The following is a 13,518-nucleotide window of genomic DNA, read 5'->3' as shown; positions in this document are numbered from 1 at the left end:
CGGGTCCTTTACGAGAGCCAGGAGGCGATCTGAGCGGCGGCCGAGCTGTTCCAGCCCAGCTCCAGGTGGTTGGCGGTGGCGACGGTGGCCTTGCCGCCGACCGTGGGGACGCCGGTGGTGTCGAGCGCGCTCGCGACGAAGACGACACCGTCGCTGGGCCCGCGGTTCTCGTTGAAGATGCCGACGACATCCGGGGAGCCACCGGCCAGCAGATACGTGGTGACGGACGCGGGCACGCCCGCCCGGTGCAGCGGCTCGATCAGCGAGCCCGCGTCGATGGCGGCCTGGATGCCGCTGCCCGCGGTGTAGAAGCCCTGGCCGCCGTAGTACGTCGTGTACCAGTCCTGCGCGGCGCCGTCGACCCCGTACGTGTCGTCCCAGCGGGCCAGCATCTGCCGCTGGCCGGGGTAGTTGTCGTAGCCGCCGGAGGGGGTCATCGAGAACTCGGGGTGCGCGGTGTACAGGCCGTAGCAGGTCATACGGGAGTGCGGCGAGGGGGCGTTGATCTGTCCTCCGCACTCGGGCCAGATGGAGAAGTCGTGCGCCCAGCCGTGCGCGTACGGGTAGTCGTAGCCGCCGTTCGGACCGCCGACGGTGATCAGCCTGCGGACGTCACCGGCGTACGCGCGTCCCCAACTCGGCTTCAGCGACGACACATACGCGCGCGCCGACATCTCACCCTTGCTCCAGCCGACCAGGTCGACCTTGTCGACCCCCAGCTTCGCCTTGATGACGGCGATCGCGTCCCCGACGACCTGCGCCTGCATCAGGTTGTCGCCCTGCTTGTGCGCGAAGCCGACGGCGAAGACCCGGTGGCCGCGCGAGGACAGGTACTGCATCAGCCCGGTGGACGGGCAGGACAGGGCGCCGCAGCCGTAGCCGCCCGACTCGCCCGGGTTGGCCCAGGCGCGGTCCGCGGTGTCGTTCGCGCCGTGCACGAGGAGGACCGGCGTCGTGTCCGCTCCGGTGTCCCAGCCGGGGGCCGAGTAGAGCAGGAAGCGGCCGGAGTACGGACGGGTGACGCCGCCGAAGTACGTCACCCGCTGCCCGTCCTGGTCGCCGCGGCCGTCGGCCGGGTAGCCCTCGGTGGTGAACCCGGACGTGGTGTCGAGGTAACGCTCCACGCGCTCCCAGCCGTTGGTCACGCTGCCGGACCCGTAGCTCGCCTCCAGGGCGAGGTAGGAGGGCGGCTGCCCGGCGGCGGACGCGGTGCCCCCGGTGACGGACAGCGCCGCCACCACCGCCGTCACGAGGGCGGTCAGCAGCCGCCACCGTCCCGCACGGCCTCGTCTGTCCCGCATGCCCTGGCCCCCTTGCCCTGAGGTGGATGTGTGCGCGGCGTTGTGATGCGCCGCGCACACGTTAGGCAAGGCCCGTACGGGGAGGCATAGGCGCGCACCCCATAAGGGAGTTGGCCCCTATGGGGTACCGCACCATGCCCGGAACCGGCGTCCGGGCCTCAGCCGCCGGACGGCGCCGGACGGGCGAGCCCCGACTTCAGACCCGCCCCGCACAGCGGCACCACCGCACCGCGCTCGCCCGGCACCCCGTCCCGCACCGCCGCCCAGGACGCCACCCCGGTCGACTCCACGTACAGCCCGCGGGACGCCAGGTCCCGTTGCGCGTCGCGGAGTTGATCCTCCGTCACCGTCAGGAACATGCCGCCCGAGTCCCGTACCGCGCGCAGGATCTGCCGGGCCCGCGGCGGCCGGGGGATCGCGATGCCCTCGGCGGCGGTCGGGGCCACCGGGGCGGCCTCTCCCAGCTCGTCCGCGCCCTCCTCCCACGCCCGCGCGAGCGGCGCCACCGCGGCTGCCTGGACCGCGTACAGCGCGGGCCGACGCCCGATCAGACCCGCCGCGTACAGCTCCGCGACGGCGAGCGCGGCGCCCAGCAGCAGCGTGCCGTTGCCGACGGGCAGCACGAGGACCTCCGGCAGCCGCCCGCCGAGGTCCTCCCACAGCTCATGGACATAGGTCTTCGTGCCGTGCAGGAAGTACGGGTTGAAGACGTGCGAGGCGTAGAACACCCCGGGCTCGTCCGCCACTTCGCGCGCGGCCCGCGCCGCGGCCTCGCGGTCGCCGTCGACCACCTCCAGCCGCGCCCCGTGCGCGTCGATCTGCTCCAGCTTCTTCGGCGAGGTGCCCCGGGGGACGTACACCGTGCACGGCAGCGCGGCCCGCGCGCAGTACGCGGCGATCGCCGTGCCCGCGTTGCCACTGCTGTCGGCGACGACCCGGCGCGGTTCGAGCCGCAGCGCCAGTTCGGCCAGCAGCACCGCGCCCCGGTCCTTGAAGGAGAGCGTCGGCATCAGGAAGTCCAGCTTCGCCTGGACGCCGTCCGTCAGCTCCACGAACGGGGTGCGGCCCTCGCCGAGGCTGACCGCGGGCCTGGCCAGCGGCAGCGTCTCCGCGTACCGCCACAGCGAGTTCACGCGCCCCGCGAGGGACTTGAGAGGGGCCGGGGTGGGGGAGAAGTCGAGATCGAGCGGGCCGCCGCAGACGGGACAGCACCAGGCGAGCGACCTCGCGGACACGCGCGTGCCGTCCGCCGGGCAGTAACAGTCCGGCAAAAGTGTCATGGGAACAGGGTTGTCGATCGGGGGCGCCCTGTCCTGCGCTCGCCGTACCATGCGGCTCGTACACCAGTTCTCCACACTTCGGACGAGGAGCCCGTACCTGTGGCCATACCCCCGCCTCCCGGCCCCCAGCAGCCCCAGGATCCCCCTCCGCAGGGTGCGTACGGGCAGCCGTACGGGCCGCCTTACGGGAACGGGCTTCCGTATCAGACCTGGGGCCAGGGGTACTCCCCGTACCACCGTCCGGCGCCGGTCAACGGGCTCGCGGTCGCCGCGCTCGTCCTCGGCATCATGTGCTTCCTGCCCGCCGTCGGGCTGATCCTCGGGCTGATCGCGCTCGCGCAGATCAAGCGGCGCGGCGAGCGCGGCCGGGGGCTCGCGATCGGCGGGATCGCGATGTCCTCGCTCGGGCTCGCGCTGCTGGTGCTGTTCTTCGCGACGGGCAGCGCGTCGGAGTTCTGGGAGGGCGTCAAGGACGGGGCGCGCGAGGCGCGCGACGCCGGCGTGACGTTCTCCGTGAAGAAGGGCGAGTGCTTCGACGTGCCGGGCGGCTCGCTGGAGGGTGAGCCGTACAAGGTGCGCACGGTGTCCTGCTCCGGCAGGCACCAGGCCGAGGTGTTCGCCGACTACAAGCTGACCGACGCCCGTTACCCCGGCACCGCCACGCTCACCGAGATCGCCGAGGAGAAGTGCTTCGCGCTCCAGAGCGCCTACGCCATGGACGTCTGGGCGATCCCCGACTACGTCGACGTCTACTACTTCACGCCCACGCGGGAGAGTTGGCGCTTCGGCGACCGCGCGATCAACTGCATGTTCGGCCACACCGACGCCAAGAGCAAGCTCACCGGCTCACTGCGCCGTGACGCCGGGACCCTCACCGGGGACCAGTTCGCCTATCTGCAGGCGGACGTCCTGCTCTACGACGCCCTGGACACCGTCCCCGACGCCGCGAACGTCGAGGACGACCTGCCGGGCCACCGGGCGTGGGCGGAGCGGGTGGCCGCCGCGCTGAGCGAGCAGACCCGGAACCTGCGCACCCATGAGTGGCAGGACGACGCCGACAAGCCCGTCGCGGATCAGACGAAGGCCCTGGAGCGGGCCCGCGAGGAGTGGCGCAAGGCGGCGGAGGCCGCGGACGCCGACGCGTTCTACACCCACTACGACAAGGGCAGCGCGCTGCTGGAGGGCCGCGCGGCGATCACCGCCCGCGAGGCTCTGGGCCTCGCTACCACCCCTCCGTCACATGACAGCGACGACAGTGAGGGTTCCGGCGGAGACACCCGGGGCGAGGAACGGGTGTAACGGGCGCCATAACGGGGAGAAAGTGCCTGCGCAAAGCCCTGTGCGGGCAATGTCATCACATCGAGTGATTCTCTGGCCTTTGCTTGCGCGGCACCACCCAGGGTTGCCAATCTGTTGCTGTCTGTACAGCCTGAGGGGAGCGGCCAGTGACTTTCGGTGACCAGCCGGCATATCTGCGGGTCGCGGGTGATCTCCGCAAGAAGATCGCCGACGGCCTGCTGCCGCCGCACACCCGCCTCCCGTCCCAGGCCCGTATCCGCGAGGAGTACGGCGTCTCGGACACGGTGGCCCTGGAGGCCCGCAAGGTGCTGATGGCCGAGGGGCTCGTCGAGGGCCGCTCCGGCTCGGGCACCTATGTCCGGGAGCGGCCCGTGCCGCGGCGCATCGCCCGCTCCGGCTTCCGCCCGGAGAGCGGGGCCACGCCGTTCCGCCAGGAGCAGGCGGACACCTCGGCGCACGGCACCTGGGACTCGCGCAGCGAGCAGGCGGAGGCGAGCGGCGTCATCGCCGAGCGCCTCGCCATCCAGCCGGGCGACCGCGTGATGCGCACGACGTACGTGTTCCGGGAGGCGGGCGAGGTGATGATGCTCTCCACGTCCTGGGAGCCGCTCGCCCTGACCGGCCGCACGCCGGTGATGCTCCCCGAGGAGGGCCCCCTCGGCGGCATGGGCGTCGTCGAGCGCATGGCCGCCATCGACGTGATCGTGGACAACGTCACGGAGGAGGTCGGCGCCCGTCCCGGCCTCGCGGAGGAGCTGATGGCGCTGGGCGGCGTCCCCGGTCATGTGGTGCTGACGCTCCAGCGGACGTACTTCGCCTCGGGCCGCCCCGTGGAGACGGCGGACGTGGTGGTGCCCGCGGACCGGTTCCGTGCGGCGTACCACCTGCCGGTGAAGTAGCCGGGCGGCCTCGCCTTCCCTCCCTCGACCCCCGCTTCCCGGGCCGCAGTTGGGATTCGGTCGTTCCCTCCGCCCGTACCCCTGATCGGCTTTGCGCTGCTCGGCGTGCGCCGGGGGCGTGTGCGACGGCGCGTTCGACGGCGTGCGCCCCCTCCGTTGTGGCTGGTTGCGTAACCTCTTTGTGAAAACCCGTATTCGCTCCGTAAAGGTAGGGCGTAGGCTCGGGCATATGCGCAATGCGGTTCCCTCGGGAGGGACGCGGCGGATGTCGGGGACGGGACGCGGAGGGGTGCGATGAGCGACGGCACGATCACTCTTCCCTGGCTGGTCATCCGGCAGGACGACAACGGCAACCGCTACAGCGTGGGCCGGTACGCGACCCGCGCCGAGGCCCAGAAGATCGTGGACAGCCTCGAGGACCGCGGCCACAAGCAGCTCTACTGGGTGGAGCGCATCGGGCGCAACGGGAGCAACGGAAGCAAGTGAGGGGTTCGCCCCGCACGGCCGTCCCGCCCCGTGCTCCCGTAGGCTCCGGCGCATGACGCAGACGATCGTGGTGGTCGGCGGCGCCCTGCTGGACCGAGGCCGTCTCCTGGCCGCCCGCCGCAGCGCGCCCCCCGAGCTGGCCGGGCGCTGGGAACTGCCCGGCGGCAAGGTCGAACCCGGCGAGAGCCCCGAACACGCCCTGGCGCGCGAGTTGCGCGAGGAGTTGGGCGTGACGGCGGAGCCGGTCGGCCGCGTGCCGGGGGAGTGGCCTCTGAAGCCGGGATATGTCCTGCGGGTGTGGACCGCCCGCCTGCTCGCCGGTGCGCCCGAGCCGCTGGAGGACCACGACGAGCTGCGCTGGCTGACCCCCGAGGAGGTCTGGGACGTCGACTGGCTCGACCAGGACGTGGCGGCGGTCGAGGCCGTACTGGCGCAGTGGCGGCCCGCCGAGGGCGTCTCGGGACGGGCCTCTTCCTGATCATCTGATGATCTCGGGGCCCGCGCCCCGTGCCCTCCACCCCGTACGCCGTTCATGCCACCGTGCGCCCTTGTGCGCGGTAAGGCAGCTCGCATACCGGGTATGTGCCAACTAACCCCACGAAACCGGACATGGGTGGGCTTCTGGGTCTGGGAAGTGATCGGTGTGCTCGACACCGAAGGTCAAAGCGCCGAGTGGACGTTCCCCGCTGAACCGGGTGCGGTGCGGACCGCTCGTACGGCGGTCCGGGACCAACTGCGCTCCTGGGGGCTCGAGCAGCTCGGCGAGGTCGCCGCGCTGCTGGTCAGCGAGCTGATGACCAATGCGCTGCGGCATGCGACGGGCCCCATCGGCGTCCGCCTCGTACGCCCCGCCGACTCCGCGGCCTCCCTGCGCGTCGAGGTCTCCGACCCGCTGCCGGACCCGCCCCGCGAGCGCACCGCCCACGCCGACGACGAGAACGGCCGCGGGCTCCAGTTGGTCGCCCATTCCTCGAGTCGCTGGGGCCATGAGCCGGCGGAACCCGGCAAGACAGTCTGGTTCGAACTGGGGATTTCCGGCTGACCGAGCCGCCGTCCGCCCCGTGCCGCCCGTCCCCGCCGACCGCGCCCCCCTGTGCGCGGTGGCGCTGCGCTGGCGCACAGTGAGGCATCAGGGGCGCACGGTGAGCGAAAGGATCACGCCAGGGTCGATGGCGGCAGTCTTTGGTTCGAGGGGGCATCACCTGGTTAGAAGACTGGGAGTATGGCGCGGCCGGTCCGAAAGCCATCGGGACCATGGTGTGATCGTGAACACCGTGTTGCGCGGCGCCGCAGTGCTGGATACTGCGGGCAGCCGCCCTCGGTGACCGGTGCCGGACGCGGTGAGCTGGAGGGGACGGTTCGCGTGAGCGAGATACCAGCGAAGGCCACGGAGTCCGAGGACCCGTCGGACGGCGCGAGGGCAGCGGCCACGGCTGACGCTGCCGTGGCCGCCGAACTTCGCGATGCCGCGAGCGGCACGTTGTGGCAGGTCAGCCCGCCTGGCTCGATGTACGACTACATAAAGGTCGCGTCGTTCTCCATCGGGCCCGACGGGCATGTGGACCAGTGGAGCCTGCGGGCCGAGCAGTTGTTCGGCGTCCCCGCCGAGCGGGCCGTCGGCATGGATCCCATCGAGGCGTTCATCGCCCCCGAGTTGCGCGAGCGGGGCCAGCGCAAGATGGCCGAGATTCTCGATGGCCGGGAGTGGACGGGTGTCGTCCCCTTCCGGGTGCCGGACGCTGCCGGGACGGAGGGGCTCGCCGAGGTCTATGTGATGCCCACGGCCACGGAGGAGGGCGAGCGGGCCGCCGTGTGCATCGTCGTGGACGTCCACACGCTGCGCCGGATCGAGACCGACCTCGCCGCCTCGCAGGCGATTTTCGGTCAATCTCCCTTCGGGTTCCTGCTGATCGACACCGAGCTGCGGGTGCGGCGCGCCAACCAGCGCTTCGCCTCCGTCTTCGGCGGCACCCCGGACGACCATCGCGGCCGTCGCGTCCACGACTACCTGCCGGCGACGGAGGCCGACCGCGTGGCCACGACCCTGCGGCGCGTCCTGGAGACCGGCGAGTCGATCACGGACATGCATGTCACGGGCTTCGTCCCCGGCTCCGACGAGCGCAAGCACTGGTCCGCCAACCTCTACCGCGTCCACAGCGGCAGCGGTCGCACCCTCGGCGTCGCCTGGCTCAGCACCGATGTCACCGGCCGCCGCGCCGCCGCCCGCGAGGCCGCCGCCGCCCGCCGCAACCTCGCCCTCCTCAACGAAGCGGGCGCCCGCATCGGCAACTCCCTCGACCTGGAGACCACCGCACGCGAACTCCTCGACGTGGTCGTGCCCGGCTTCTGCGACCTCGCCACCGTCGACCTCCACCAAGGGCTGCTGGTGGGTGACGAGACACCGCCCGGACTCACCGACGGAAGCGTCGAGTTGCGGCGCGTCGCCTTCTCCAGCGCGGTCTCGGGCGTGCCCTTCGCCACCGGTCCCGCGCCCGTCCCCGTCGGCTCCGTCCACCACTACGCCTTCAACTCGCCCTGGGCGGCGGCCCTGCGCAGCGGGCGTCCCCGGCACATCCCGGCCGGGGACGGCGGGCTGATCCAGTCCACGCTCGCGGTGCCCATGGTCGCCCACGACACCGTGGTCGGCCTCGCCCAGTTCTCCCGTACGAAGGGCAGCGAGCCGTTCGGCGAACGGGACCGCGCGCTCGCCGTGGAGCTGGCCGCGCGCGCCGCGGTCTGCATCGACAACGCGCGCCTGTACCGCCGCGAGCACGAACGGGCGCTGATCCTTCAGCGCTCCCTGCTGCCGCCCGGCGACCCCGAGGCCTCCGGGCTCGACATCGCCTGCCGCTATCTGCCGGGCAACGCGGCGACCGAGGTCGGCGGCGACTGGTTCGACGTCATCGAACTGCCCGGCCACCGCACCGCGTTGGTCGTCGGCGACGTCATGGGCCGCGGGCTGCGCGCCGCCGTGGCGATGGGCGAACTCCGTACGGCGGTACGTACGTTGGCGCTGCTCGACCTCGAACCCGCCGAGGTGCTCTCCGCGTTGGACGAGATCGCGCGCGGCCTCGGCGCCCCGTCGGAAGCCGGGCGCACCTCCCGGCAACCGCGCGACGCGGAGCTGTCCGAGGTGTACCTCGCGACCTGTGTGTACGCGGTCTACGACCCGGTGACGCGCCACATCACCTTCGCCAACGCGGGCCATCTGCCCCCGGTCCTCGTCGAGCCGGGCGAGTCCGCGCTGATGCTGGACGTGCCGCCCGGGATGCCGCTCGGCGTGGGCGGCGAGCCGTTCGAGGAGGTGGAGGTCGAACTGCCCGAGGGCGCGCTGCTCGCGCTCTACACGGACGGGCTGGTCGAGTCCCGTGACCATCCGCTGGACGAGGGCCTCCAGGCGTTCGTCGGGGCGCTCACCGACTCCAACAGGCCGCTGGAGGACGTCTGCGACCACGTCCTGACCGCGCTCGACACCCACCACGGCGAGGACGACATCGCGCTGCTGATGGCACGCATCCAGGGCCTGCCCGCCGAGTCCGTCGGCGACTGGACCCTGCCGCGCGAGCCGCGCAGCGTCGGCCGCGCCCGCGAGTACGCGCGCGACCAGCTCACCGACTGGGGCCTTGAACCCCTGGTGGACACGGCGGAGCTGCTGGTCAGCGAGCTGGTGACCAACGCCCTGCGGTACGGGGAGGGCGAGATCCGACTGCGGCTGCTCCTCGACCGGACGCTGGTGTGCGAGGTGTGGGACGCGTGCCTGGTCCAACCGCGCCGCCGCCGCGCCCGGGACACCGACGAGGGCGGCCGAGGACTGCAACTGGTCGGCCTGCTCTCCGCGGGCTGGGGCTCCCGCCGCACCCCGCACGGCAAGACGGTGTGGTTCGAACTACCGCTCCCGGACGGCGACAGCCACACGATGGACCCGACGGAGGCACTGCTGAGCCTGTACTAGGGGGTTCCTTCGCCGGGTGGGCGGCGGGGTGTGTGGAACAGTTCGCCGCAGTTCCTGCGTCCCCGCGTGCCCGGTCCGCCGTAGCTTGCGGGGCCGCCGTCGTTCCGGCCGGGGCGGGTGCGGAGCAGGATGCCGCCGAGTACGGCGCCGCCCGTCTCCAGGCTCTCGCCGTACGGCGTTCCGTACGTCCGTACGTCCCGTTCCGCGAGTTGCCGGGCCTGGCGGGCCTGGGTGTCGGCCTCGCGGGCGTCGGCGAGGGCGGCGGACGGGGCCGGTACGGGGGGCCGCTCCGTGTTCTCCGCCTCCCGCAGCCGCCGCTCCGCCTCCGCGAGCCGGGTCCGCGCCTCCGCGCCGACCGCCCCTCGGTACGTCGTCACCTGGTCCGCCGCGGCGGCGACCGTGCTGCGCGCGGTCAGCAGCGCCCTCTCCAGCCGGGCCAGGGCCTTCGAGCCGCCCGGTGTGCGCGCGAGGGCCCGGTCAAGGCCGGTCGAGACCTGCTCGATCCGCCGCAACGCCCCCACCGGATCGCGCCACCCCCGCGCGGCGGCGGGAGCCTCGGCCCGGAGCGTCTCCACCACCGACTCCCCGTACGCGATCCGCCCCCGCAGATCCGCTCGGGCGCCCTGCGTGTCCAGGAGTTCGCGGGCCTCGGTCAGCTCCCTGGCCGTGTCGGCGAGGGCGGCGGGCAGCATGCGCGTCGCGGTGGCCAGCTCCGTCGCGAGCCGGGCGATGCCGTCCGTCAGCACCGCCGCCTGGTCGACGGCGGCCTCCGCCGCCCGCAGCCGGGCCACCGCGTGCTCGATCTCGTCCCGGTCCAGGGCCCGGCGCGCCCCGTTGAGACAGGCCGTGGCGAACACCAGCCGGTCCTTGGCCTGTTCGTCATGGCCCGCCACCGGCAGATACGCGGCCAGGGCATAGCGCTCGCGCAGCTCGGCGAGCACGCCGTCCGTGTCCACGGCCCGCGCCGCCAGCCGCCGGAACCGCGTCTCGGCGTACTCCACCGCCTCCCGCGCGGTCCGCTCCAGCGCCCGTGTCCCGTCGAACCCGGGCGCCTCCGCGTCCAGCCGCCGCCCCGCCGCGTCGCAGCGCGCGACGATCTCCTCCCGCAGCTCCCGCCTCGCCCCCGCCCCCTCGTCGAGCTGATGCCGCGCCCGGAACGCGGCGGCCAGCTCCGCCGCGGCGAACTCCACGGCCTCCACGTGCGTATGCACCGCCTCCTCGCCCAACCGCGCGCTGACGTACGAGAGTTCCTCGCGGCTCGTCCGCACGCAGTCGTCGATCGCGACGAGCGAGTCCCCGGCACGCCGGTCGAGTTCGTCCAGCGGTACGACGGTCGGCGTCCGCCCGCCCGGTGTCGTCCGCGTCCTCGCGCGCAGCCCGCGCCGCAGCGACGCGTACCCGGCCAGGGCCACGGCGGCCCCCACGGCCACCAGCGGCAGCACCAGGTCGCCGCCGGACGTCCCGCCCGCGGCTCCCACCACGCCCATCGGCATTGGCGGCGTCACAAGTGGGAGCGTATGACCGGTGCCGCGAACCCGCGACCGGGGTGCGCCCTTCGGGGCGGCTCGCCCCCGCGGGCGGGGCGCTCAGTCCACCGGAGGACGCCTCCTGATCTTCGATCCCAGCCACACCAACGGGTCGTACTTGCGGTCCGCCGCGCGCTCCTTCATCGGGATCAGCGCGTTGTCCGTGATCTTGATGCTCTCGGGGCACACCTCGGTGCAGCACTTGGTGATGTTGCAGTAGCCGAGCCCGTGGTCGTCCTGGGCCGTGCGCCTGCGGTCAAGCCCCGTCTCGCTCGCCGCGTCCAGCGGATGCATGTCCAGCTCAGCCGTCCGCATCAGGAAGCGCGGCCCCGCGTACGCCCGCTTGTTCTCCTCGTGGTCCCGGACGACATGGCAGACGTCCTGGCACAGGAAGCACTCGATGCACTTACGGAACTCCTGCGGCCGGTCCACGTCCTGCTGCCACATGCGGTACTCACCGGGGCCGAGACCGGCGGGCGGCACGAACGCCGGGATCTCGCGCGCCTTCCGGTAGTTGAAGCCCACGTCCGTCACCAGATCGCGGATCACCGGGAAGGCGCGCAGCGGGGTCACGGTGATCGTCTCGTCCCGCTCGAACACCGACATCCGCGTCATGCACATCAGCCGTGGCCGCCCGTTGATCTCCGCCGAGCACGAACCGCACTTGCCCGCCTTGCAGTTCCAGCGCACCGCGAGATCGGGCGCCTGGGTGGCCTGGAGCCGGTGGATGATGTCCAGCACCACCTCGCCCTCGTTGACCTCGACCGCGAAGTCCTCCAGCCCACCGCCCCGCGTGTCCCCCCGCCACACCTTGAAGCGGGCCTCGTAGCCGCTCATGCGCACAGCTCCTCTTCGGCGAGGTACTTGACCAGCTCCTCCTTCTCGAAGAGGGCGAGCAGGTCGGGGCGGATGGGGTCGGTGGTCTCGCGGGAGAGGGTGATCTGGCCGCGGACCGGGTCGGACGCCGCCTGGGGGCCGCCAGGGTCGGTGAGGCGGCACAGCAGGTTCACGCAGCGCCACGTCCGGTTCATCGTCGGGAAGTCCTCGCGGGTGTGTCCGCCGCGCGACTCCGTGCGCTCCAGCGCGGCGCGTGCCACGCACTCGCTGACCAGCAGCATGTTGCGCAGGTCCAGGGCGAGGTGCCAGCCCGGGTTGAACTGGCGGTGGCCCTCGATGCCCGCCCGGCGGGCCCGCGCCCGTAGCTCCGCGAGCTTCTTGAGCGCCTGTTCCATCTCCGACTCCCGGCGGATGATGCCGACGAGGTCGTTCATCGTCTGCTGGAGTTCCTGGTGGAGGGCGTACGGGTTCTCCGGCGGCTGGGTCCCGCCCTCGCCCGTCGCCGGGCCCTCGGCGGAGAACGGGCGCAGGGCCTCCGCCGCGGCCGTGGCCACCTGGGCGTCGTCCACGCGCGGGCGCCCGGTCGCTCCGGCCGCGTACCGGGCCGCGTGCAGCCCCGCCCGGCGTCCGAACACCAGCAGATCGGAGAGGGAGTTGCCGCCCAGCCGGTTGGAGCCGTGCATCCCTCCGGCGACCTCTCCGGCGGCGAACAGCCCCGGCACCCCGCGGGCCGCCGCCGTGTCGGAGTCGACCGCGACACCGCCCATCACGTAGTGGCAGGTCGGCCCGACCTCCATCGCCTCGGCGGTGATGTCGACATCCGCCAGCTCCTTGAACTGGTGGTACATGGACGGCAGTCGGCGCCGGATGACCTCGGCGGACATCCGCGTCGACACATCGAGGAAGACGCCGCCGTGCGGCGAGCCGCGGCCCGCCTTCACCTCCGCGTTGATGGCCCGCGCGACCTCGTCACGCGGGAGCAGTTCGGGCGGGCGCCGATTGTGGTCGGGGTCCTCGTACCAGCGGTCGCCCTCCTCCTCCGACTCCGCGTACTTCTCCTTGAAGACGTCGGGGACGTAGTCGAACATGAACCGCTTGCCGTCGGCGTTGCGCAGCACCCCGCCGTCCCCGCGCACCGATTCGGTGACGAGGATGCCCTTCACCGACGGCGGCCAGACCATGCCCGTCGGATGGAACTGCACGAACTCCATGTTCAGCAACTGCCCCCCGGCGAGCAGGGCCAGCGCGTGCCCGTCGCCCGTGTACTCCCACGAGTTCGACGTCACCTTGAAGGACTTGCCGATACCGCCCGTCGCGATCACGACGGCGGGTGCCTCGAGGACGAAGAAGCGCCCGGACTCGCGCTCGTAGGCGAAGACCCCGGAGACCCGGTCGCCGTCCTTGAGGACCTGGGTGACCGTGCACTCCTGGAAGACCTTCAGCCGGGACTCGTAGTCGCCGGTCTCCTTCTTGTCCTGCTGCTGGAGGGCGACGATCTTCTGCTGGAGCGTGCGGATCAGTTCCAGTCCTGTCCGGTCGCCGACGTGCGCGAGGCGCGGGTACTCGTGGCCGCCGAAGTTGCGCTGCGAGATGCGCCCGTCGCCCGTACGGTCGAAGAGGGCGCCCCAGGTCTCCAACTCCCAGACGCGGTCCGGCGCTTCGCGCGCGTGCAGCTCGGTCATCCGCCACTGGTTGAGGAACTTCCCGCCCCGCAGGGTGTCGCGGAAGTGCACCTGCCAGGAGTCGTGCGGGTTGACGTTGCCCATCGCCGCCGCGATGCCGCCCTCGGCCATCACGGTGTGCGCCTTGCCGAACAGCGACTTGCAGATCACGGCCGTACGCGCGCCTCGCTCGCGCGCCTCGATGGCGGCCCGCAGACCGGCCCCGCCGGCCCCGACCACGACGACGTCCCATTCCTGCCGGTCGACCACGGACATC

The 13,518-nt window shown here is 72.4% G+C and carries 11 protein-coding genes; 6 read left to right on the top strand and 5 right to left on the bottom strand.

The annotated features are described in order from the left end of the window. Positions 1-8: 8 nt before the first annotated feature. Together ACZ60T_RS08695 and ACZ60T_RS08690 are read right to left on the bottom strand one after the other, a co-directional pair. Complete coding sequence (locus ACZ60T_RS08695; protein WP_469665310.1) at positions 9-1,301, bottom strand: esterase/lipase family protein; 1,293 nt, start codon at positions 1,299-1,301, stop codon at positions 9-11. A gap of 158 nt (positions 1,302-1,459) precedes the next feature. Continuing rightward, positions 1,460-2,581: a pyridoxal-phosphate dependent enzyme gene (locus ACZ60T_RS08690; protein WP_469665309.1), complete on the bottom strand. Its 1,122-nt coding sequence runs from the start codon at positions 2,579-2,581 to the stop codon at positions 1,460-1,462. Between the two features lie 99 nt (positions 2,582-2,680). Here ACZ60T_RS08690 and ACZ60T_RS08685 point away from each other — a divergent pair, with 99 nt between their 5' ends. The 6 genes from ACZ60T_RS08685 to ACZ60T_RS08660 all read left to right on the top strand — a co-directional run bounded on the left by ACZ60T_RS08685 (position 2,681) and on the right by ACZ60T_RS08660 (position 9,217). Continuing rightward, positions 2,681-3,880: a DUF4190 domain-containing protein gene (locus ACZ60T_RS08685; RefSeq protein ID WP_469665308.1), complete on the top strand. Its 1,200-nt coding sequence runs from the start codon at positions 2,681-2,683 to the stop codon at positions 3,878-3,880. Positions 3,881-4,026: 146 nt separating this feature from the next. After that, positions 4,027-4,779 (top strand): GntR family transcriptional regulator, encoded by a 753-nt coding sequence (locus tag ACZ60T_RS08680; protein ID WP_469665307.1) that lies wholly within the window; start codon positions 4,027-4,029, stop codon positions 4,777-4,779. A 294-nt stretch (positions 4,780-5,073) separates the two neighbouring features. Further along, positions 5,074-5,265 carry an SPOR domain-containing protein gene (locus tag ACZ60T_RS08675; RefSeq protein WP_365621765.1) on the top strand — a complete coding sequence of 64 codons (192 nt, stop codon included), beginning with the start codon at positions 5,074-5,076 and terminating at the stop codon, positions 5,263-5,265. Positions 5,266-5,317: 52 nt separating this feature from the next. Next, positions 5,318-5,743 (top strand): (deoxy)nucleoside triphosphate pyrophosphohydrolase, encoded by a 426-nt coding sequence (locus tag ACZ60T_RS08670; protein WP_469665306.1) that lies wholly within the window; start codon positions 5,318-5,320, stop codon positions 5,741-5,743. A gap of 135 nt (positions 5,744-5,878) precedes the next feature. Next, complete coding sequence (locus tag ACZ60T_RS08665; protein ID WP_469665305.1) at positions 5,879-6,307, top strand: ATP-binding protein; 429 nt, start codon at positions 5,879-5,881, stop codon at positions 6,305-6,307. Between the two features lie 321 nt (positions 6,308-6,628). Continuing rightward, on the top strand, positions 6,629-9,217 hold the full coding sequence (locus tag ACZ60T_RS08660; protein ID WP_469665304.1) for a SpoIIE family protein phosphatase: 2,589 nt from the start codon (positions 6,629-6,631) through the stop codon (positions 9,215-9,217). On the opposite strand, the gene ACZ60T_RS08655 is transcribed toward ACZ60T_RS08660, so the two are convergent. The 3 genes from ACZ60T_RS08655 to ACZ60T_RS08645 all read right to left on the bottom strand — a co-directional run bounded on the left by ACZ60T_RS08655 (position 9,214) and on the right by ACZ60T_RS08645 (position 13,517). Then, entirely contained in the window at positions 9,214-10,722 is a 1,509-nt protein-coding gene (locus ACZ60T_RS08655) for a TPM domain-containing protein (protein WP_469665303.1), read from the bottom strand. The genes ACZ60T_RS08660 and ACZ60T_RS08655 overlap by 4 nt on opposite strands. Before the next feature lie 81 nt (positions 10,723-10,803). Further along, positions 10,804-11,580, bottom strand: a complete 777-nt coding sequence (locus ACZ60T_RS08650; protein WP_365621779.1) for a succinate dehydrogenase/fumarate reductase iron-sulfur subunit — start codon at positions 11,578-11,580, stop codon at positions 10,804-10,806. After that, positions 11,577-13,517 (bottom strand): fumarate reductase/succinate dehydrogenase flavoprotein subunit, encoded by a 1,941-nt coding sequence (locus ACZ60T_RS08645; protein ID WP_469665302.1) that lies wholly within the window; start codon positions 13,515-13,517, stop codon positions 11,577-11,579. Before ACZ60T_RS08645 ends, ACZ60T_RS08650 begins: the two co-directional genes overlap by 4 nt. Between the last annotated feature and the right edge of the window lies 1 nt (position 13,518).

This window comes from Streptomyces sp. NPDC104371, assembly GCF_055583785.1.
This window is presented reverse-complemented; position numbering and strand designations above follow the sequence as displayed.

Coding starts and splice junctions, on each gene's coding strand:
- ACZ60T_RS08650 (WP_365621779.1), bottom strand. CDS start 11,580: ATGAGCGGCTACGAGGCCCGCTTCAAGGTGTGGCGGGGGGACACGCGG.
- ACZ60T_RS08675 (WP_365621765.1), top strand. CDS start 5,074: ATGAGCGACGGCACGATCACTCTTCCCTGGCTGGTCATCCGGCAGGAC.
- ACZ60T_RS08645 (WP_469665302.1), bottom strand. CDS start 13,517: ATGTCCGTGGTCGACCGGCAGGAATGGGACGTCGTCGTGGTCGGGGCC.
- ACZ60T_RS08690 (WP_469665309.1), bottom strand. CDS start 2,581: ATGACACTTTTGCCGGACTGTTACTGCCCGGCGGACGGCACGCGCGTG.
- ACZ60T_RS08695 (WP_469665310.1), bottom strand. CDS start 1,301: ATGCGGGACAGACGAGGCCGTGCGGGACGGTGGCGGCTGCTGACCGCC.
- ACZ60T_RS08670 (WP_469665306.1), top strand. CDS start 5,318: ATGACGCAGACGATCGTGGTGGTCGGCGGCGCCCTGCTGGACCGAGGC.